The following is a 20,897-nucleotide window of genomic DNA, read 5'->3' on the forward strand; positions in this document are numbered from 1 at the left end:
TCGCTATCTGCGCAGCCGGAGGCCGCGGGGAGTGGGATGGAACCCAGCCGATTCCAGGGCGGCGGCCAAGGGGGAGTCACCGATCGACCCTCCGTCGGCGCGTTCGACGGTCAGCTTGCCGAGGGCGCCCTCGCGGACGGCCAGGGCGAGCGCGTCCACCGCGGGTTGCAGGACGTCAGGATCGTCATCCCAGGTCAGCAGCGTGCGGCCGCCGCGTTCGACGTAGAGGGCGAGACGGCCCTCCACCAGGATGACGAGCGCGCCCGCCTTGCGTCCCGGCTTGTGGCCGCTGGCGACCTCGTCGTCGCGCGAGGGCCAGGGCAGGGCCGCGCCGTACGGATTGGCCGGATCAGCGGCGGCCAGCACCAGCGCCCGACCGGCGGGTCTGCCCGGCGACTCCCAAAGGGAGGCGAGGTCGTCCGGGGGAGCGGTGGACGGACGCAGGGCCCGGAGCCGGTCGACGGCACCCGGCAGCGCGAACTGGGCCGCTCCCAGCCCTTCGACGAAGTAGCCACGCCTGCACCGGCCGCTCTCCTCGAACGCGCGCAGGACGGGATAGACGGCGGAGAAGCCCCCCGGCGTCCGCTCGGCGGCCACTGCGCCGCGGATGACGATGCCGTACCGCTCCAACAGCGACTCCGCCAGCGCGTGCGAGCGCAAGGTCGCCTCGCCTTCGCGCTCGGGGAGCGGCCACCAGCGCCCGGCGACGGTAGGCGGACCTGTCCTGGACGGCAGGACAGGCCGTCCACGACGGGTCGTCCTGGAGCGGTGCGTCGGACGGCCCGAACCGAGCGCGGCGCGTAGCGGGGCCAAGGTGTCGTTGGTGAGGTGACCGGCCCACACGAGGTCCCACACGGCGGTGACGAGATCGGCGTCAACGGTGGTGACCTGCTGATTGACCCGGTCGGAGAGCGTACGGAAGAACAGAGCGCCGCCGTCGCCGAGTGCCTCCAGGACGGCCTGGTGCGCGGGCGTGACCGTGATCTCCGCGGGCTCCGGCATCAGGAGCGGCGCGGTGTCGGCCAGGTACAACGACACCCAGCCGTCGCCGCCAGGAAGGCCGCCCTGTCCCGCCCACACCACCTCGCCGACGGAGGTCAGCTCGTCCAGCATGGCGGGCGTGTAGCCGGGCACCCGAGACGGCAGGATCAGCGACTCCAGCGCGGACGCGGGCACCGCCGCGCCCTGGAGCTGCTCGATCGCCTGGACGAGCGCGTCGATCCCGCGCAGCCGCGCCCCGCCCGCGATGCCGTGCCAGGCCGGCAGGAACCGGCCGAGCGACTCCGGCGGCGACGGCTCGACCTCGGCGCGCAGCCGGGCGAGCGAGCGGCGCCGCAGCGTCCGCAGCACCCCGGTGTCACACCATTCGCTGGTCAGAGGCCCCGACACCGCCTCGACGGGCAGGAACTCGCCCTCGACCACGCGTCCCGCACCGGCCAGGCGCCGCAACGTCTCGACGACCACGGCGGTGCCCAGCCCGAAGCGCGCCGCCGGATCGGCCGGGCGGAACGGCCCGTGCGTGCGCGCGTAGCGGGAGATCAGATCGCCGAGGGGATCGTCCACCGGTTCGAGGAACGCCTCGGGAATCCCGACGGGGAGCGGCGCGCCGAGCGCGTCCCGGAGCCGCCCCGCGTCCTCGATGGCGGCCCAGCGCTCCGCGCCGCCCAGACGGACGCGTATCGCCCGCCGTGCCCCCTCCAACTCCACCAGCCACCGCGCCACGGCCGGGACTTCGCCCGTGCCCGCCGCGGTACGGTCGGCGACCTCGGCGGTGGTGAGGGGACCGAGGCCGCGCAGGAGGTCGGCGACGCCCTCCAAGTCACGGGCCCGGCGGTCATCGGCACGGCGTTGCAGTTCGCGTTCGGTCTCGGCGACGGCCTCCGGGTCGAGCAACTCGCGCAGATCGGCCTGGCCGAGCAACTCGGCCAGCAGCGCGGAGTCGAGCGCGAGCGCCTGAGCGCGGCGCTCGGCGAGGGGGGAGTCGCCCTCGTACATGAACGCGCCGACGTAGTCGAACAGCAAGGAGCGGGCATAGGGGGACGGCTCGGACGTCTCCACCTCGACCATGCGGACCTTGCGCCCGGACAGATCCCGCATCAGCTGGACCAGCCCCGGGACGTCGAAGACGTCCTGGAGGCACTCGCGCATCGTCTCCAGGACGATCGGGAACGACGGGTACTTGCTCGCGACCGACAAGAGCTGCGCGGCGCGCTGGCGCTGCTGCCAGAGCGGCATGCGCTTGTCGGGACGGCGCCGGGGCAGCAGCAGCGAACGCGCCGCGCATTCGCGGAACCGGGCCGCGAACAAGGCCGATCCGCCCAGCTCGTCCACCACGACACGTTCGATGTCGTCGGCGTCGAACACCGCCGTGTCGAGCCCCGGCGGCTCGTCGGAGTCGGGGACGCGGATGACGATGCCGTCGTCGGCGTGCATGGCCTGCGCGTCGCCGTACCGCTCGCGTAGACGGCCGGCTATGGCCAGGGCCCACGGCGCGTGCACGCGCGCGCCCAGCGGCGAGTGGACGATCATGCGCCAGTCGCCGAGCTCGTCGCGGAACCGCTCGACGACCATCGTGCGGTCGTCGGGGACGTGCCCGGTGGCCTCGCGCTGCTCCCCGACGTAGGAGACGAGGTTCCCGGCGGCCCACTCGTCCAGGCCCGCGGCGGAGACGCGCTCACGCGCGGCGTCGGCGGGGAGCGCGGCCAACTCGCGGGTGAACTCGCCCAGGGCGCGTCCGAGTTCGGCGGGACGGCCGAGCGCGTCGCCGTGCCAGAACGGGAGTTTGCCGGGCTGCCCCGGGGCCGGCGAGACCAGCACCCGGTCGGGCGTGATGTCCTCGATCCGCCACGAGCTGGCGCCGAGCACGAACACGTCACCGACACGTGACTCGTACACCATCTCCTCGTCCAGTTCCCCCACCCGTGAGGACTTCTCGCCGACGAGGAACACCCCGAACAGCCCCCGGTCGGGGATGGTGCCCCCGCTGGTCACCGCGAGGCGCTGCGCTCCGGGACGTTCGCGCAGGACGCCGGTGACGCGGTCCCAGACGAGGCGGGGACGCAACTCGCCGAACTCGTCACTGGGGTAGCGCCCGGCGAGCATGTCCAGCGTCGCCTCCAGCGCCGAGCGGGGCAGCGTGGCATAAGGGGCGGCGTGCTTGCAGAGGGTCTCGAGGTCGTCGACGGTCCACTCGTCCATGGACACCATCGCGACGATCTGCTGTGCCAGGACGTCCAGCGGGTTGCGCGGGTAGCGGAGCTCCTCGATCCCGCCGCTGCGCATCCGCTCCGACACCACCGCCGTCTGCACGAGGTCGCCCCGGTACTTGGGGAAGATGACGCCCTTGGACACCGCACCCACCTGGTGGCCCGCGCGCCCCACGCGCTGAAGGCCGCTCGCCACGGAGGGCGGTGACTCCACCTGGACGACCAGATCGACGGCACCCATGTCGATGCCCAGCTCAAGGCTGGACGTCGCCACGACGGCCGGGAGGCGGCCCTCCTTCAGGGCGTTCTCGATGCCGGCGCGTTCCTCCTTGGAGACCGAACCGTGGTGCGCGCGGGCTATCTCCACGGGCGCCCCCCGGCCGGCGCCGGCCTGGGCCATCGTCGCTGCGGGGGAGTGGTCTTCGGGCAGAGGCTCACCGGTCGCGCGTTCGTAGGCCAGTTCGTTGAGCCGGCCGCAGAGGCGTTCGGCGAGGCGCCGTGAGTTGGCGAACACCAGCGTCGAGCGGTGCGACTCGATCAGGTCGAGCAGGCGGTGCTCCACATGCGGCCAGATACTGCGCTGGCGCGGATCTGCGGCGCCCGCGTCGTCGACGAACTGCCCCACCTCGCCCATGTCCTCCACCGGGACGACGATGTCGAGGTCGAAGACCTTGTCGGAAGGCGGTTGGACGACGGAGGCGGGACGCGTACCGCCGAGGAACGCCGCCACCTCGTCGGTGGGACGGACGGTCGCCGACAGTCCGATTCGCTGGGCCGGACGTTCCAGGAGGGCGTCGAGCCGCGCGAGCGAGAGCGCCAGGTGCGCGCCGCGCTTGGTCCCGGCGACGGCGTGCACCTCGTCCACGATCACGGTCTCCACGCCGCGCAGCGACTCGCGAGCCCGCGAGGTGAGGATCAGGAACAGCGACTCGGGCGTCGTGATGAGGATGTCGGGCGGCTTGACGGCCAGCCTGCGGCGCTCGTCTGCCGGAGTGTCGCCCGACCGCATCCCGACCCGCACGTCGGGTTCGGGCAGTCCGAGCCGCCGCGCCGCCTGCCGGATGCCCGTCAGCGGCGCGCGGAGGTTGCGCTCGACGTCCACGGCGAGGGCCTTGAGCGGCGAGACGTACAGGACGCGGCATCGCTTGAGCGGCTCGGCGGCGGCCTCGCCCGCCGCGAGCCGATCGAGCGACCACAGGAACGCGGCGAGGGTCTTGCCGGATCCGGTCGGGGCGACGACCAGGGTGTCGTCGCCGGCGGCGATCGACTCCCACGCCCCGGCCTGCGCGGCGGTGGGTGCGGCGAACGCCCCGGCGAACCATGCGCGGGTCGCCGGGGAGAAGCGTTCGAGCACGTCACCCCTCATGGGGACCATCCTGCCTCGCGGGTCGGACAGAACACGGTCGCGTGGCGCGCGTCACATTGGCAGCAAGCGCTTGTCCGGCGAGGTCACGGCGTCCTTGGACGAACCGACCGTCGGATAGCGTGGGCGGGTGCGGCTCACAGTTTTCTGGGATCGGATGAACCAGCAGTTCGGAGAAGGCTACGCGGCGAGCGTCGCCAAGGACCACGTCATGGCCGCACTGGGGGGCCGCACCGTCGAGCAGGCTCTGGCGGATGGGGAACCCGCCAAGAAGGTCTGGCAGGCGGTGGTGGCCACCTTCGACGTCCCCTCCAAGCTCCAGTAAGGACCGTGCCGGGGGCCGACCACCCGCGGGACGGTCAGTAGACGGCCACCGCGATGACGAAGCCGATCATCAGGTTGGCGACCGCGAGCAGGATCGCGGCGGGCTCCAGCCGGTCGTCGGCGTCGTCGGCCATCTTCCCGATGCTGATCCCGATCAGCCGGTCGAAGATCACCGTCGCGAGCGTCTGCGCGACGATACCGGCGCCGCCGAACACCAGCGTCCTGCTCAGGCCCTCGGCGAGGTCACCACCCGACGCGAAGATCGACATGGCGACGATCAGCCCGACGCCGACCGTGGCGGCGCACGCGAGCAGCGTCGCGTTCGGGTTGCGGTGCTCGCGGATCACCGTGATCAGGCGTCCCGGCGTGGCGAAGTCGGTCATGTAGAAGCCGATGATGAACAGCACCAGACCGACCCCGGCGTACGCGAAGAGTGCTCCGGTCCCGTCCAGGAGGATCTGGCCAAGGCTGTCGTCGTTCGCCGCCAGGGTTGTCATGGTTCTCCTTCGGTACTGCAGGGGTTTCGGTATTGCAGGGGTTGCAGAGGTCTTCTGGTGCCGGCAGGGTCCGGCGCTCTTACCGGGGGCTACAGAGGGATGCGGTGCGGCACGAAGGAAGACGTGTCGTCGGTGATGAGGCCGGAGGTCTCACGGATGCCGACCCCCGCGGACTCGTCCTCGACGACCCACGCTCCGAGCACCGGATGCTCACCGTCGAAGTCAGGCAGCGCGCAGAACTCCTGAAAGACGAACCCCTCCGCGCCATAGCCGCCCTCTGTGCGCTGCTCACCGCCGTCCGGAGTGACGATGCGCATGCTCGCCCCCTCGCGGCCGAGCAGGGGCTTCTGCACGTACGACGTGAGGCTTCCCGGCGTGTTCAGGTAAGTGGGCAGCAGATTGGGATGCCCTGGGAACAACTCCCACAGCAGGACGAGCAACGCCTTGTTCGACAGCACCATCTTCCAGATCGGCTCGATCCACGACGTCGGGGTGCCGGGGATGTGCCGCCCGAACGGTTCGGCGACGATCCATTCCCAGGGGTAGAGCTTGCAGAGCGCGCGGATCTCCTGCTCGTCCAGGTCGACGAACCGCTCGCGCCCGGAGTCCCAGCCGATGTCCTCCATGGCGATGGCCACGCCGGGCAGGCCCGCCTCCTCGGCGGTCTCCTGCATGTAGGCGATCGTCATGACCTCCTCGCCGGTCTCGTCGCCGTTCGTCCAGGCGAAGTGCGCCGGGCCCTCGGCCACGTCGGGAGCGATCTCCTTCCAGCGGGCCACCAAGCGCTCGTGGATGGAGTTCCACTGGTCGTCGCCGGGATGGGTGTCCTGCAGCCAGTACCACTGGACGATGGAGCTCTCGACCAGCGCGGTCGGGGTGTCGGCGTTGTACTCCAGGAGCTTGGCCGGGCCGTCGCCGTCGTAGCGCAGGTCGAACCGGCCGTACAGATGCGGGTCACGGCGCCGCCACGACTCCTCGATCAAGGGCGCGACCCACTCCGGTATGCCGAGGACGTGGTAGCGCCCAGTGGCGACGACGTGCTCCACGACCTGCAGGCACATCCGGTGCAGTTCCTCGACGACCTCTTCGAGCGCGAGCACCTCGTCCATGTCGAAGATGTAGTGGACGGACTCGTCCCAGTAGGGCCGGGACAGATGCTCGGGGTGCGCGGTCTTGTGGAAGGCAAGCCCCTGGGACTCGATTTTCTCCGCCCAGCCGTCCCGGGGCGTCGAACGGGTACGGCGCACCGGTCAGCTCCCGCTCCGGCCGCCGCCGCCGAACCCACCGCGGCTCAGGGTGTGCCCGCTACCCGACTTGATCTTGCCCTTGCTGGGCCGAAAGCTGCTGCCGCCCGTCGCGAAGCCCGCGGAGTCGCGCTTGCCGCCGTAGTACCAGAAATATCGGTTGTAGGACGAGGTGTGACCGCTGTCGATGTCGTTCGGGTTGCAGAGGCCGTCCGACACCACCTTGTAGCCGCCCTGCGTCTTGCCTATCGCCGAGGCGCTCCGGTCCACGCAGTACGCGGTGGTCGACTTGGAACCGCAGGCGACCAGAGTGAGCGACAGCGCGCTTAGCATCCCGACCTTGACGGCGCGAGAGCTGAGCCGGCGAGGGGGCTCCTGTGGGGGCAAGGAGAACACGTCCTTCGAAACGAGGCGGCAAGCATCCGGAAGGTTCCGGACTGCATGGTCGGACACCCCCATAGAGAAGGAATCCGACATGCGGAGCCATAGCCTAGAGGCGCCCTACATGGGACGGAAGTGACGTGTGTTCCGGTTCCGTCACATCCTCGTCGCCGTCGGAGGTCGGGCCGTAACGAGCGGGCCTGCCCGGACGTCAGTCTGGAACGGGCAGGTGCGCGTACAGGTCCATCGCGTCCACGGTCGCGGGCAGATCACTGACCTGCCCGTCGCCGACCTCCACTACGCGCCATTCGCCGTCCGTACGACGTGCGAGGTCGGTGGTGATGAACCGGCAGCCGAGCGCCCGCACGGCGGGGGCGACGCCGGTCAGATCCGGGTCGGGTTCCACATCCGGACTGTCGGGGTGCGGCCCCACCAGGGCCGGCTCCCCGTCCACCCACCACACACGCGCCTCGCCCTCGCCGTCGTACGGCTCGTACTCGCGCACGACAAGGCCGCCCGCCAAGTGGTCATCCTGCAATGCGATCATCTTGGCCGCGATGTCGTGCAATTGGGCGAGGTTCTTCACGTCGGGTACGAAGCAGGCCTCGTCCCACTCGTGCTTGCGTGACTTCACATAGTCCTTGATCACACCAGGCCCGCCGTTCAGCGGACGGACGAGTTCGCTCAGCTCGTTCAGGTCGCCCGGGTCCTGCCCAACCGCCAAGGGGCGCCACACACTGTGCGGGGTCAAGCCGGCGAACGTGTCGTGCCAGCCCGGCAGTTCGTGGGCCCGCCGGTAGTCGTCGGGGTGGGTCAGTAGCACCGTCCCGCGCCGTTTCATTGCGGCGGCGGCCGCGGCGTACTCATCGCCCGTGAGCATCCAGCCGCGGTACCAGACCGCGCCCATCTCGGACGGCACCGCGCGCACCGCCCCCTCCACGTCCCCGCGTCTCAGCGCGTCGTGGTCGAGCAGGGCGATCTCGCCGTAGTGGTCCCGCACGGCCGCCGCCTCGCGGGAGAAGTGCGGGTCAACGCGCCGTGGGTGGAGCGGATCGACGCAGAAGAGGACGGTCAGCGTCATGATGGAACCCTCCGTGGACGGCGCCAGCGTACGGTGTCCGGACCAACATACGCACGGAGATTCCCGGTCAATTCCGTACGTGAGATGTTGATCGAACTGATGTTCGGTAAGCTGACCCGGTCCGCGGCGTCGTCCACAGGCGCGCCGGGGATTCGAAAGTGTCGGTGGCCCGCCGTAACGTCGCCTTCGACATCGCAAGCAGCGGCCGAGAGCCGACAGTCACGACGAGAAGGACATCTCATGGCAGCGAACGACCGGGAGAAGGCTCTCGAGACCGCACTCGCCCAGATCGAGCGGCAGTTCGGCAAGGGCTCGGTCATGCGGATGGGCCAGGAGGCGCGGGCACCGGTCGAGGTGATCCCCACCGGCGCCATCGCGCTCGACATCGCGCTCGGCATCGGCGGCCTGCCCCGCGGACGCGTCGTCGAGGTGTACGGCCCCGAGGGCTCCGGCAAGACCTCCATCGCCCTGCACGCGGTGGCCAGCGTCCAGAAGAAGGGCGGCATCGCCGCGTTCGTCGACGCCGAGCACGCCCTCGACCCCGAGTACGCCGCCAAGCTCGGCGTCGACATCGACGCCCTGCTGGTCTCCCAGCCCGACACCGGTGAGCAGGCCCTGGAGATCACCGACATGTTGATCCGCTCCGGGTCGATCGACATCGTGATCATCGACTCGGTGGCCGCGCTGGTCCCGCGCGCCGAGATCGAGGGCGAGATGGGCGACAGCCACGTCGGCCTCCAGGCCCGTCTGATGTCGCAGGCGCTCCGTAAGCTCACCGGCGCGATCAACCAGACCAAGACGACCGTCCTGTTCATCAACCAGCTCCGCGAGAAGGTCGGCGTCATGTTCGGCTCGCCGGAGACCACCACCGGCGGGAAGGCGCTGAAGTTCTACGCCTCCGTCCGCCTCGACGTCCGGCGCATCGAGACACTCAAGGACGGCACCGAGGCCGTCGGCAACCGCGTCCGTGTCAAGGTCGTCAAGAACAAGATGGCTCCGCCGTTCCGGGTCGCCGACTTCGACCTTCTCTACGGTCAGGGCATCAGCCGCGAGGGCGGCCTGATCGACCTCGGCGTGGAGCACGGCTTCGTCCGCAAGTCCGGTGCCTGGTACACCTACGACGGCGACCAGCTCGGCCAGGGCAAGGAGAACGCTCGCAACTTCCTCAAGGCCAACCCCGACATGGCGGACGGCATCGAGAAGAAGATCAAGGAGAAGCTGGGCATCGGCCCGAAGGTCGACAAGGAGGCCGAGCCCGCCGCGGTCGACGCGGCGCCGCCGGCCCCGACGACCCCGCCCGCCACCACCAAGGCCGCCTCCGGTGGGAGGAAGTCCACCAAGGCCGTCAAATCGGGTGATTCCTGACGGCGAATCCCCCGATACGGGTGACTCTTGACGAAGAGTAAGCGATGATCTCGTATGTAGGGCGGCGGCGCCTTACCCGGCACCGGCCTGCCGGTGGACGGACCTTCCCCGATGGCGCCGCCGCTCCCCTGGGCCGGGTCGCCGAGCCGGCCGGGTTCGGCGGTGACCGGGGCACTCCATCCGGGCGGCGACGGCCGTGACGGAACGTGCCACCGGCAAGCGCCCGGCCGATCCCGAGGCCGCCGCGCGGGAGCTGTGCCTGCGGCTGCTGGCGGCGTCTCCCCGTACCCGTGCGCAGCTCGCGGACGCGCTACGCCGCAAGAGCATCCCCGACGAGGTGGCCGACCGCGTCCTGTCGCGTTTCACCGACGTCGGCCTCATCGACGACGAGGCGTTCGCGCAAGCCTGGGTCCAATCCCGTCACGCCGGCCGCGGCCTCGCCAAACGCGCCCTGGCCGCCGAGCTTCGCCGCCGCGGCGTGGCCGACGACACCGTCAGCGACGCCGTCGAGTCCCTGAACCCGGGCCAGGAGGAGGCGACCGCCCGAACCCTGGTCGATCGCAGGCTTCGTGCCACCCGCGGCCTTGACCCCGCCAAACGCACCCGCCGCCTGGTCGGTCTCCTGGCCCGGAAGGGCTACTCTCCAGCCCTTTCCTACCGCGTGGTCAAAGAAGCCCTGGAAGAAGAAGGCGTCACCCTGGAAGACCTCCCCGCCCCGCCCCTCGACTGACTCGCCGATTCCTGCCACGCCCCCCGTTCGCCGGGTCAAGGAAGGTGGTAAGTAAGGAGTCACGCGGGCGTTCGGTTAGTCCGGAATGCCCGACGTTTGCTTGCTCATTACCTCCATGCCGCTTACCGTTACGGCAGTGAGGAGTTACTCCGCGTCTTGCGGATTGCTATACGGCCGAGCACGTTCGAGCAGCTGAGAGGCATAAGGGGCAGGTTCGTTGGCCGGATTCGGCCGAGGTACCGGGGACGCGTGCGCCGCGGCCCGGTGATGTCGCGCGCCCCGGCCGGGCGCGAGTAAGTCCTCGCTTGGAGGGCCCCGACAGGCTGGGCCCGCGGCGAGGAAGGATCTGCCTCATGGAGAGCGTCCTGCTGGGTGCAGCGCTGCTGGTGACCCTGGTCGCTCTCGTCATCGTCGTCCTCCGGCGGCCCGGCATGCCGGGCCGGGCGGCGGCGGAGATGGCCCGGGCGCACAGCGAGGCGGACGAGGTCAGGACGAAGGCCAAGCTGGACGCCCAGAGCGTGCTGGAGAAGGCCGAAGGGCAGGCGCGCCGCATCGCCGCCGAGACGCGCGCGGAGCTGGAGGAGGAGGGGCGCGCCCTCCGGGAGGATCTGCGGACGCTCAGGGAGGATCTGGAGCGCCGGGAGAGCCGCCTCGCCGAGCGCGAACAGCGGCTGGACGGCGAGGTCCGGCGGCTGGAGGAGTGGTCCGGCCGCCTCGCGGAGGCCAAACGGACGCTGGAGGGACGCAAACAGGAACTGGCCAAGGTCGAGGAAGAGCGGCGCCAGGTCCTGGAACGTGCGGCGGGGCTCACCGCCGAGCAGGCCAAGATCGAGCTGGTCGCGGCGATCGAGAACCAGGCCAAACGGGAGGCCATCCCGATCACGCGGGAGATCGAGAACTCGGCGCGGGCGGAGGGCGACAAACGCGCCCGCAAGATCGTGACGCTGGCGATCCAGCGGGTCGCCAGCGAGCAGACGGCCGAGTCGGTCGTGTCGGTGCTGCACCTGCCGAGCGACGAGATGAAGGGCCGCATCATCGGGCGCGAGGGCCGCAACATCCGCGCCTTCGAGACGACCACGGGCGTGAACCTCATCATCGACGACACGCCCGAGGCGGTGCTGCTGAGCTGCTTCGACCCGGTGCGGCGGGAGGTCGGCAGGCTGACCCTGGAGAAGCTCGTCCTGGACGGGCGCATCCATCCGCAGCGGATCGAGGAGATCTACGAGCGCAGCAAGAGCGACGTGGAGCAACTGTGTGTGCGCGCGGGCGAGGACGCCCTGGTCGAGGTCGGCATCGCGGACATGCACCCGGAGCTCATCGCCCTGCTGGGCCAGCTCCGCTACAGGACGTCCTATGGACAGAACGTCCTGAAGCACCTCATCGAGTCCGCGCACATCGCCGGGATCATGGCGAGCGAGCTGCGGTTGCCCGTAGACGTGGCCAAGCGGTGCACGCTGCTGCACGACATCGGCAAGGCCCTCACCCACGAGGTGGAGGGCAGCCACGCGCTGATCGGGGCGGAGATCGCGCGCCGCTACGGCGAGCACGAGGACGTGGTGCACGCGATCGAGGCGCATCACAACGAGGTCGAGGTACGGACGGTGGAGGCCGTCCTCACCCAGGCCGCGGACGCCATCAGCGGCAGTCGCCCGGGCGCACGCAGGGAGTCCCTGGAGGCGTACGTCAAGCGGCTGGAGCGGCTGGAGGAGATCGCCCGGGACCGGCACGAGGGGGTGGAGAAGGTCTTCGCGATGCAGGCGGGCCGGGAGATCAGGGTGATGGTCAAGCCCGACTCCGTGGACGACATCCAGGCACAGGTCATCGCCCGCGACATCGCGAAGCAGGTCGAGGACGAGCTGACCTACCCGGGGCAGATCCGCGTGACCGTGGTGCGGGAGTCGCGGGCCATCGAGTTCGCCCGCTGAGCCGCCCGAGCTTGCCGGTCGTCACGCGATTCCCGTCCGCCAACGGGTGTTCCCGGTGACGGACGGGCCGGCCGTCAGCCGACGGTCAGATCGATGGGATCGATGTCGCGAGGCTCGAAACCGAGGGTCTGACCGTAGAAGGCCAGCTCGGCCTCCAGGCACGCGATGACCGTCCCCGCGCGCCGGAAGCCGTGCGACTCGCCCTCGAAGGTGAGGTAGGCGTACGGCATCTTCTTCTCGGCGAGCGCCACGGCGAACCGCTCGGACTGGTCTGGCGGCACCACCGGATCGTTCAGCCCCTGCAAGAGCAGGACGGGGCAGGCCGTGCGGTCCGCGTGGTTCAGCGGCGAGCGCTCCTCGTAGGCGCGCTCGAAACCGGGCAGCGGGCCGATCAGGCCGAACAGGTACTGCGATTCGAAGTCGTGCGTGGCCTCGGCGAAGCTCTGCAGCTCACTGATCCCGAAGTAGGAGGTGGCGGCCTTGAACACGTCGTTCTGGGTAACCGCGGCGAGCGTCGTCCAGCCGCCGGCGGAGCCCCCGCGGATCGCCAGGCGCGCGGGATCGGCGATGCCGCCGTCCACGAGCGCCCGCGCGGCGGCGACGGCGTCCTCCACGTCCACCACGCCCCATTGGCGGCGCAGACGCTCCCTGTAGGCGCGGCCGTAGCCGGTGGAGCCGCCGTAGTTGACGTCGATGACACCGATGCCGCGGCTGGTGAAGTACGCCCGTTCCAGGTTGAGCACCGTGGAGACCCGGCTGGTGGGCCCGCCGTGTACGAACACCACGTACGGCGGCAGTTCCCCTTCTGGGGCGGTGGCCTCCGGGTTGGTCGGAGGGAAGACGTAGGCGTGGACGGGCCGTCCGAACGGCCCTTCCAGGCGTTCTGCGCGCGGCTTGGACAGGTACGCGACATCCGGTACCTCAGCCAGCTCACGGCGTAGCCCCTCGACCCGTCCCGTCGTGGAGTCGATCCGCACGACAGACGGTGGGACGTCCGGTCCGCCGCCGATCCCGACGATGGTCGTGCCGTCCGCCGACAGTTGCGGCAGCCAGTGCTCGTACGGGACCTCCAGGTCGATGAGGTCCAGCGTCTCCGGGTCGTAGATGCCGAGGCGCATGTCGCCTTCACCGTGCAGGACGGCGAGACGGCCGTCGCCCAGGAGCGCGTACGGCATGCCTCCCAGTTGCCAGAGCGGGCCGGTGAACTCCTCCTCGGCCGGGTAGAGCGCCTGCGGTGATTCGCCGTGCAGGCCCACCTGATAGATGTTCCACCAGCCAGGCCAGTCGGAGATGACGTACAGCGATTGGTCGTCGCGCCACAGGGGGGCCACCGCGGACTCGGTGAGGCCGCCCTTGACCGTTCGGGGCGCGACCGTCTTGCCGTCCTCTACCGCGGCCACACGCAGCTCTGTGCCATCCCAGGGCATCCGCGGGTGGTTCCACTGGACCCAGGCCAGATGACCGCCGCTGGGGGACGGTGTGGGGGAGGCGTAGAAGTGCGCACCGGTCACCAGTTCCCGGATCGCCCCGGCGTTCTCCGCCGCGCTGCCGTCCAGGGGCACGGCCACGATGGCGCGCCGGATCCCCGCGACGCCCTCCTCACCCTCGCCGGGCGCCGCGATGTGCCCCTCGCACACGCACCAGATCTCGGTACCGTCCGGCGACAGCACGAAGTCGGCATAGCGCAGCCCCGCCTGGACGGCCGGCTCGGGTGTCAGCGGATACGGCTTCGGGTCGCCCTCGTCGAGCCGGTGGAGGCGCTGATCTTCGTAGTTGGCGAAGACGAGCGACGGGCCCTCGGCGGTGCGGACCGGCAGGTATGACCGCCCGCCGTACTCGTGCACGCGCGTGCGCGCGTCCCAGGGGGCTTGCAACAGATCCGTCCGCTGACCGCCCTGGAGATGGACGACCGTGGTCCGCCCACCCTCCTCGGGTCGGGCCTCCTGCCACCACACGTCATCACCCGCGACGGTCGGAAAACTCAAGCGCAGCCGGGCGCGGGCGACATCGGCCGCAGAGATGGGTGAGGGCCAGGAGCCGTAGGGGAGGGGCGCACGAGCGGTCATAACAGGAATCGTCTCGCATACGGGGATCGGTTGGGGCCGTGACGGGCGGTTTGACTTCGGAAAGATACAAGCCGGTCACCAGGCGACCCCTGGGTGACGACCTGTTCGCGCGACGGAGCGGGCCCTGTCGCGCGAACAGGGGCACCGACCGGTGGTCTCCGGTCGGCGCCCCTGAAACGTGAACTGGAACGTGAAACTGAGCGCAACAGCGGCGGATCTCACACCGGGGGCACCGCCCCTGCCCCGCCGGCGCCCATTCCCGGCACCGGCGGCGCGACGACGTCGGCGCCCATGGTCCTGGCCTCGGTCTTGCGGCTGCGCCGGCTGCGAGCCTCCAGCCAGGTCGCGAGCCGGCTCACGGCCATGTTGATCGCGATGTAGATGACCGCGACCACGATGCCGGCCTGGAGCTTGTTGTTGTGGTAGTTGGCGGGCACCGTCCGGAAGCCGACGCTGAGCAGCTCGGAGTAGGCGATGATGAACCCAAGCGCGGTGTCCTTGAGCAGGACGACGAGCTGGCTCACGATCGCCGGCATCATCACCGTGACCGCCTGCGGGAGCAGGACCAGGCGCATCACGCCGTTCTTGCGCAGGCCGACGGAGTAGGCGGCCTCCGCCTGGCCCTTCGGGATCGACTGGACGCCAGCGCGCACCACCTCGGCCAGCACCGAGCCGTTGTACATCACGAGGCCGAAGACGACCGCCGCGAACGCGGGCACCGTGATGGTCCCGGCGTTGATCTCCACTCCGAAGAGCGAGAAGAAGTTGTCCACCAGCACGCGCTGGAAGGTGCCGAGCGGGGAGTCTGCGATCGTCGGGCTGATCTTGTTCGGGATGAAGAACGCCAGGAAGATCAAGATCAGCAGCGGGATCGCCCGGAAGAACTCCACCACGATCCCGGCCGGGACCCGCACCCACCAGTGGTCCGACAACCGCGCCAGGCCGAAGACCACGCCGAACAGCAGGGCCAGGACGGACGCCACCGCCGCGGCCTTCAGCGTGGCCCACAGGCCGGGCAGGATCAGCTTGTCCCACACCGTCCACTTGGTGAACGGACTCCACAACTCGCCGGCGAACTGGCCCTTCTCGTTGAAGCGCCAAAGGAACGCGGCGAAGATGCCGAGGAGGACGACCGACGCGACGACGGTCACCACGTTGTTCCGCGCGCGCGCCCGGGGCCCGGGAGCATCGAACAGGACGGTCGCTTCCTTGCTCATCGCGCCACCGCCATCCGCTTGTGCAGCCATCCGAAGAAGAACCCGGTGGGCAGCGTGAGGATCATGAAGCCGACGGCCACGCCGATGAACAGCGGGAGGGCCCCGCTGGTGAACGAGGGCAGGTCGAGAAGGTCCTTCGTGACCGCCGCGGCCTCGGTGTAGCTCGCGGCCGAGGCCACCGTCGTGTTCTTGATCATCGCGATCAGCACGCTGCCCAGCGGTGCGATGACCGCGCGGAACGCCTGCGGCAGGATCACGATGCGCAGCGACTGGCTGAAGGTCAGCCCGATCGAGCGCGCCGCCTCGGCCTGCCCCAGCGGCACCGTGTTGATGCCCGCGCGCAGCGACTCGCAGACGAACGCGGCGGTGTACCCGGACAGGCCGAGCACCGCCCACCAGTAGTAGGTGGTCGACGGGCTATCGGAGAACTTCAGCGCCAGGACGTCGTTGAGACCGAGGCTGCACATCAGCAGCACCAGGGTCAGAGGCGTGTTGCGCACGAGGTTGATGTAGGTGGTGCCGACGACGCGCAGCAGCGGGACCGGGGCGACCCGGAAGCTCACCAGGACCGTGCCGATCAGCAGGGAGAACACGGCCGAGAGCGCGGCGAGCCGTATCGTCGCCCAGAATCCGTCGAGGACCTGGTCGATGTTGTCGAAGAACGGGCCGAAGTCAAACATTGAATAGCTGTTCCATGGCGTTCCAGAGGGTCGTGCCATGTCGGCGCGTCCGGGAAGGCGTTGGCCTCCCCGGGACGCACCGGCGTGACGGGCTCAGCCTCGGATCAGGCACAACCTTCCATCTGCGGGACGGTCGTGACGAGCTTCAGCCCCGTGCCCGAGAAGTGCTTGTCCAGCAGGGTCTTGGCGGTGCCGTCGGAGTACATCTGCGTGACGGCGGTATTGACGGCCTCGCAGGTCTCCTTGTCGCCCTTCTTGATGCCGATGCCGTACTTCTCGTCGGTGAAGGGCGCGTTGATGACCTTGAACTTGCCCTTCTGCTGGTTGGCGAAGCCGGCCAGGATCAGGTCGTCGGTGCTGACCGCGTCCAGGGCGCCCGCTTGGAGCTTGGCGGCGCAGTCGGAATAGCTGCTGGCCTCGACGAGGGTGACGCCCTTGATGTTGAGCTTGCCGTCCGGGGGGCCCTCGGTGATGCGGCGGAAGGAGTTGGACCCGGCCGCCTTGCACAGCTTCTTGCCCTTGAGCTCCTCGGGCTTCTTGATGGAGGTGTTGCTGGCCTGCACCATCGTGTCCTGGTGCGCGACGTAGTACGGGCCGCCGAAGGTGACCTGGGCCTTGCGGGCCTCGGTGATGGAGTACGTCGCGAAGACGAGGTCGACCTGGCCGCCGCCCAGGAACGACTCGCGGTTCGCCGACGTCGTCTCCTTGAACGTGATGCCGCTCTCGGGCACGCCCAGCTTCTGGGCAACGTACTTGGCGACGTCCACGTCGAAACCGTCGTATGAGCCGTCCGGCTTCTTCAGGCCCAGTGCGGGCTGGTCGAACTTGATGCCGATGGTCAGCTTCTTGTCGTCCTTGGCCTTCTGGACGACGGACTTGGCCTCGGTCTTCTCCTTGTCGCTGCCACAAGCGCTGAGCGCCAGGGACAGCGCCATCCCCGCGCCGATGAAGGCGCCGATACGACGTGCTCGCATGCTCTCGTCTACCTCTGCTCTTGTGTGACGTCGGGCGGAAGGGTTCAGTGCGTGAGGATCTTGGAAAGGAAGTCCTTCGCGCGGTCCGTACGCGCGTTGGTGAAGAACTCGTCGGGCGTGTTCTCTTCCACGATCTGGCCGTCCGCCATGAACACGACCTTCTGCGCGGCCCTGCGGGCGAAGCCCATCTCATGGGTGACCACGATCATCGTCATACCGTCTCTGGCGAGTCCGGTCATGACGTCCAGGACCTCGTTGACCATCTCCGGGTCGAGAGCCGACGTAGGCTCGTCGAACAGCATCACCTTGGGCTTCATGGCGAGGGAACGCGCGATCGCGGCGCGCTGCTGCTGCCCGCCGGAGAGCTGGGCGGGGTACTTCTGGGCCTGGTTGGCGATGCCCACCCGGTCCAGCAGTTCCAGCGCGTGCTTCTCTGACTCCTGCTTGCCCTGTTTGCGGACCTTGATGGGTCCGAGCGTGACGTTCTCCAGGATCGTCTTGTGTGCGAACAGGTTGAACGACTGGAACACCATGCCGACATCGGCGCGCAGCTTCGCCAGGTCCTTGCCTTCCTTGGGCAGCTCCTTGCCGTCCACGCGGATCGTGCCGCCGTCGATGGGCTCCAGGCGGTTGATCGATCGGCACAGGGTCGACTTGCCGCCGCCGGACGGCCCGATGACGACGACGACCTCACCGCGGTCCACGGTGAGGTTGATGTCCTTGAGGACGTGCAGCTCGCCGAAGTGCTTGTCGACGTGCTCGACCACGACGAGGGGCCCGGCGCCCGCGGTGGCCTGCTCCGGGACGGAGTCGTCCGGCCCGCCGCCCTTGGAGAGGTCGGGCCCGCCTTCGCTGCCTGTCATGCGCTCGGACTTTACGTCATCCGTGCTGACGGCAAGACTCCGGGCGGTACCGATACGATCACGAAAACGTATGTTGGCGGGCGTCCTCGCAGGTTGGCGGGCCATGGCCGGAACGGGCCGGACACGGCGCCTCCGCCGATTCGTGACCCGCCGGTAACCCTTTGGTGATCATGCTCGGCGACCCGGGCCGGCGCGTACCCTTGATGACTGTCATGAGTACGCCTTTGGAGATGGGCCCCCGCACGTACGAGATCCGTACCTACGGGTGCCAGATGAACGTCCACGACTCTGAGCGGCTGTCCGGGCTCCTGGAGTCGGCCGGGTACGTCCGCGCGGAGAACGCCGAACCCGATGTCGTGGTGTTCAACACCTGCGCCGTCAGGGAGAACGCCGACAACCGCTTGTACGGCAACCTGGGACATCTGCGACCCGTCAAGGACGGGCGCCCCGGTATGCAGATCGCCGTTGGCGGCTGCCTTGCGCAGAAGGACCGCGACAGCATCGTCAAGCGGGCGCCGTGGGTGGACGTGGTGTTCGGTACGCACAACATCGGTTCATTGCCCGCCCTGCTAGAGCGCTCTCGTGTGCGGGAGGAAGCGCAGGTTGAGATCGAAGAGTCCCTGGTGACCTTCCCCTCGACGCTGCCCAGCCGGCGGGAGTCGCCCTACGCGGCGTGGGTGTCCATCTCGGTCGGATGTAACAACACCTGCACGTTCTGCATCGTCCCGTCGCTGCGCGGCAAGGAGAAGGACCGCCGCCCCGGTGAGATCCTCGCCGAGGTCGAGGCGCTGGTGGGCGAGGGCGTGCTCGAGGTCACCCTGCTCGGTCAGAACGTCAACGCGTACGGCTCGGGCTTCGGTGCTCTTTCCGCGGCGCCCGAGGACGTCCGTGCGATGACGGCCGGCGGCCAGTCGGCCTTCGCTGGACTGCTGCGCGCGTGCGGCAGCGTCGAGGGACTGGAACGCGTCCGGTTCACCTCGCCGCACCCCAAGGACTTCACCGACGACGTCATCGAGGCCATGGCGGAGACGCCGAACGTGATGCCGTCCCTGCACATGCCCTTGCAGTCGGGCTCCGACGCGGTGCTGCGCGCGATGCGCCGCTCGTACCGGCAGGAGCGCTACCTCGGCATCATCGAGAAGGTGCGGGCAGAGATCCCCGACGCGGCGATCACGACCGACATCATCGTGGGCTTCCCCGGCGAGACCGAGGCGGACTTCGAGCAGACCCTGCACGTCGTGCGTGAGGCCCGGTTCTCGTCCGCGTTCACCTTCCAGTACTCCAAGCGCCCGGGAACTCCGGCCGCGACCATGGACGGCCAACTGCCCAAGGAGATCGTCCAGGAACGGTACGAGCGGCTTGTCGCCCTCCAGGAGGAGGTCTCCTGGGCGGAGAACAAGAAACAGCTCGGGAGGACCCTCGAAGTGCTCGTGGCCGAAGGAGAGGGCCGCAAGGACGACGCGACCCGCCGACTGTCGGGACGTGCGGCGGACAACCGTCTCGTCCACTTCAAGGCGCCGGAGGAGCCGGTCAGGCCGGGTGACATGGTCACGGTCGAGGTCACCTACGCCGCCCCGCATCATCTGGTCGCAGACAAGCCCGTGCGGGACATCCGCCGTACCCGCGCCGGCGACGCGTGGGAGGCACGCCAGGCGAAGCCGGACGAGAGCGCCGGGGGCGCCAGGCAGAAGGGTGTTTCGCTCGGGATGCCTTCCATCGGACGTCCGGCCTCGCCTGTGACGATGTCGTCCGACACGGCCGCGTCGGGCTGCGCAGCCTGCCCCTGAACTCCGGCATGATCGGAGGCACCCGCCACGGGCCCGCCCTGAAGGAGGCAGCATGCTGATCTCGGCGGCGGTATGCCCGCACCCACCCGCCCTCGTGCCCGCTCTTGCCGGGGAGGCTGCGCCGGAACTGGACGGTGTGCGCGCCGCATGCGACGAAGCCATCCGTCGTCTTGGTGTCGCCTACACGGATGTGACCGTCAGGCCCCCGAGGCTGCGCGCTTCCACTGTGGACGCTCTCATCGTCGTCGGCGGAGCTCCGGAAACGCGTGCCTACGGGCCGGACGCGTTCGCGACGCTTCGTCCGTACGGCCTCGACTGGACGAGTCCAGTCAGCGCTACGGTGACCGCCACAGAGGCCCTGCCGCTCTCGCTGACGATCGGGCATTGGCTTCTACAGCGACAGGATGCCGACGCAGGCTCCCTCTACCAGGCGGTGGGATTCGACAATTCGCCTGAGGAATGCCTAAGACTTGGCCAGGGACTCGCTGACTCGGCTGAGCGGGTCGCCCTGCTGGTCATGGGCGACGGTTCGGCATGCCGCTCCGAGAAGGCTCCCGGTTACCTGGACGAGCGCGCTCGCCCTTATGACGAGGCCGTTGCGCGTGCTCTCGCCGACGCCGACGCCGACGCCCTGGCCAAGCTGGATACGGGGATGTCCCGGGAACTCCAGGTGGCCGGGCGCGCGGCGTGGCAGGTCCTCGCCGGCGCAGCGGGGGCCGCGGACGGCCCTCAGATCGCCCGTGGCGCCTGGACCGGCGTGGGTGGCGTCCAGGGTGCCGGCGGCCTCACCGCCGGTCTGCTCGCCGAAGAGGCGCCGTACGGCGTGGGCTATCTCGTCGCGAGCTGGACGCGGACCGTCCGCGCCCTCACCGCGGGGCCGGCCGAGGACGCGAGCTAGGAGGGCTGCCCGCCGCCCGGCGTGCCGTCGCCGTGCGTGCCGCCGGTCTGGCCGCCCTCACCGCCCCTGTCGATGTAGTCGCCGGCCTTGTCCTGGGCCTTGTCGACCTTGTCGGCGTGCTTGCCGCCGGTCTTCCGGTCGATCATGTCCCCGCTCTTGTCCACGGTGTTCCTGGCCTTGTCGGGGTGCTGGCCGAGCATCTGCTTGACCTTGTCGACGATGGACATTCGTTCTCCCCCCGGATCCCTCGTCTCGACGGCGCCGCGCGACCTCGCACGACACCCGTACAACCCGGC

The 20,897-nt window shown here is 69.6% G+C and carries 17 protein-coding genes; 6 read left to right on the forward strand and 11 right to left on the reverse strand.

Annotated elements, in window-relative coordinates; translation table 11 throughout:
• Window positions 1-3: 3 nt before the first annotated feature.
• Complete coding sequence (locus AMA02S_RS24560) at window positions 4-4,572, reverse strand: ATP-dependent helicase (RefSeq protein WP_067461745.1); 4,569 nt, start codon at window positions 4,570-4,572, stop codon at window positions 4-6.
• 127 nt (window positions 4,573-4,699) lie between these two features.
• Between AMA02S_RS24560 and AMA02S_RS24565 the strand changes: the two genes are divergently transcribed.
• The gene (locus tag AMA02S_RS24565) at window positions 4,700-4,894 is read left to right on the forward strand and encodes a DUF3046 domain-containing protein (protein WP_067461746.1); all 195 of its coding nucleotides are present in this window, start codon (window positions 4,700-4,702) and stop codon (window positions 4,892-4,894) included.
• Between the two features lie 34 nt (window positions 4,895-4,928).
• Here AMA02S_RS24565 and AMA02S_RS24570 read toward each other — a convergent pair whose 3' ends face one another.
• The 4 genes from AMA02S_RS24570 to AMA02S_RS24585 all read right to left on the reverse strand — a co-directional run bounded on the left by AMA02S_RS24570 (window position 4,929) and on the right by AMA02S_RS24585 (window position 8,096).
• Entirely contained in the window at window positions 4,929-5,390 is a 462-nt protein-coding gene (locus AMA02S_RS24570) for a DUF350 domain-containing protein (RefSeq protein WP_067461747.1), read from the reverse strand.
• A gap of 89 nt (window positions 5,391-5,479) precedes the next feature.
• On the reverse strand, window positions 5,480-6,637 hold the full coding sequence (locus AMA02S_RS24575; protein ID WP_067461748.1) for a glutathionylspermidine synthase family protein: 1,158 nt from the start codon (window positions 6,635-6,637) through the stop codon (window positions 5,480-5,482).
• A 3-nt stretch (window positions 6,638-6,640) separates the two neighbouring features.
• Complete coding sequence (locus AMA02S_RS24580; protein WP_174550984.1) at window positions 6,641-6,967, reverse strand: hypothetical protein; 327 nt, start codon at window positions 6,965-6,967, stop codon at window positions 6,641-6,643.
• Between the two features lie 259 nt (window positions 6,968-7,226).
• Entirely contained in the window at window positions 7,227-8,096 is an 870-nt protein-coding gene (locus AMA02S_RS24585; RefSeq protein ID WP_067461750.1) for an ATP-grasp domain-containing protein, read from the reverse strand.
• 240 nt (window positions 8,097-8,336) lie between these two features.
• On the opposite strand from AMA02S_RS24585, the gene recA reads away from it, so the two are divergent.
• The 3 genes from recA (at window position 8,337) to rny (ending at window position 12,116) form a co-directional block, all read left to right on the forward strand.
• Window positions 8,337-9,461: a recombinase RecA gene (gene recA, locus AMA02S_RS24590; RefSeq protein ID WP_067461751.1), complete on the forward strand. Its 1,125-nt coding sequence runs from the start codon at window positions 8,337-8,339 to the stop codon at window positions 9,459-9,461.
• Between the two features lie 196 nt (window positions 9,462-9,657).
• The gene (locus AMA02S_RS24595; protein WP_245667808.1) at window positions 9,658-10,191 is read left to right on the forward strand and encodes a regulatory protein RecX; all 534 of its coding nucleotides are present in this window, start codon (window positions 9,658-9,660) and stop codon (window positions 10,189-10,191) included.
• Window positions 10,192-10,544: 353 nt separating this feature from the next.
• The gene (gene rny / locus AMA02S_RS24600; protein ID WP_067461753.1) at window positions 10,545-12,116 is read left to right on the forward strand and encodes a ribonuclease Y; all 1,572 of its coding nucleotides are present in this window, start codon (window positions 10,545-10,547) and stop codon (window positions 12,114-12,116) included.
• 74 nt (window positions 12,117-12,190) lie between these two features.
• Here rny and AMA02S_RS24605 read toward each other — a convergent pair whose 3' ends face one another.
• The 5 genes from AMA02S_RS24605 to AMA02S_RS24625 form a co-directional block, all read right to left on the reverse strand.
• On the reverse strand, window positions 12,191-14,182 hold the full coding sequence (locus AMA02S_RS24605; protein ID WP_067461754.1) for a S9 family peptidase: 1,992 nt from the start codon (window positions 14,180-14,182) through the stop codon (window positions 12,191-12,193).
• Window positions 14,183-14,400: 218 nt separating this feature from the next.
• Window positions 14,401-15,399 (reverse strand): amino acid ABC transporter permease, encoded by a 999-nt coding sequence (locus AMA02S_RS24610; protein ID WP_067461755.1) that lies wholly within the window; start codon window positions 15,397-15,399, stop codon window positions 14,401-14,403.
• A complete protein-coding gene (locus tag AMA02S_RS24615; RefSeq protein WP_067461756.1) occupies window positions 15,396-16,079 on the reverse strand; it encodes an amino acid ABC transporter permease in 684 nt (227 codons plus the stop codon). The genes AMA02S_RS24610 and AMA02S_RS24615 overlap by 4 nt, the downstream gene beginning before the upstream one ends.
• Before the next feature lie 104 nt (window positions 16,080-16,183).
• The gene (locus AMA02S_RS24620) at window positions 16,184-17,053 is read right to left on the reverse strand and encodes a glutamate ABC transporter substrate-binding protein (protein WP_067461757.1); all 870 of its coding nucleotides are present in this window, start codon (window positions 17,051-17,053) and stop codon (window positions 16,184-16,186) included.
• A gap of 44 nt (window positions 17,054-17,097) precedes the next feature.
• Entirely contained in the window at window positions 17,098-17,820 is a 723-nt protein-coding gene (locus tag AMA02S_RS24625) for an amino acid ABC transporter ATP-binding protein (RefSeq protein ID WP_067462032.1), read from the reverse strand.
• A gap of 308 nt (window positions 17,821-18,128) precedes the next feature.
• On the opposite strand from AMA02S_RS24625, the gene miaB reads away from it, so the two are divergent.
• Both miaB and AMA02S_RS24635 read left to right on the forward strand, forming a co-directional pair.
• On the forward strand, window positions 18,129-19,703 hold the full coding sequence (gene miaB / locus AMA02S_RS24630; protein WP_218005108.1) for a tRNA (N6-isopentenyl adenosine(37)-C2)-methylthiotransferase MiaB: 1,575 nt from the start codon (window positions 18,129-18,131) through the stop codon (window positions 19,701-19,703).
• A 52-nt stretch (window positions 19,704-19,755) separates the two neighbouring features.
• A complete protein-coding gene (locus AMA02S_RS24635) occupies window positions 19,756-20,601 on the forward strand; it encodes a class III extradiol ring-cleavage dioxygenase family protein (RefSeq protein WP_067461758.1) in 846 nt (281 codons plus the stop codon).
• Here the strand turns inward: AMA02S_RS24635 and AMA02S_RS24640 are convergent.
• Window positions 20,598-20,828 (reverse strand): antitoxin, encoded by a 231-nt coding sequence (locus AMA02S_RS24640; protein ID WP_067462036.1) that lies wholly within the window; start codon window positions 20,826-20,828, stop codon window positions 20,598-20,600. The two genes, AMA02S_RS24635 and AMA02S_RS24640, sit on opposite strands and share 4 nt — an antisense overlap.
• Window positions 20,829-20,897 lie beyond the last annotated feature (69 nt).

Origin of the sequence: Actinomadura macra NBRC 14102, assembly GCF_001552215.1 — a bacterium.
GTDB lineage: Bacteria > Actinomycetota > Actinomycetes > Streptosporangiales > Streptosporangiaceae > Spirillospora > Spirillospora macra.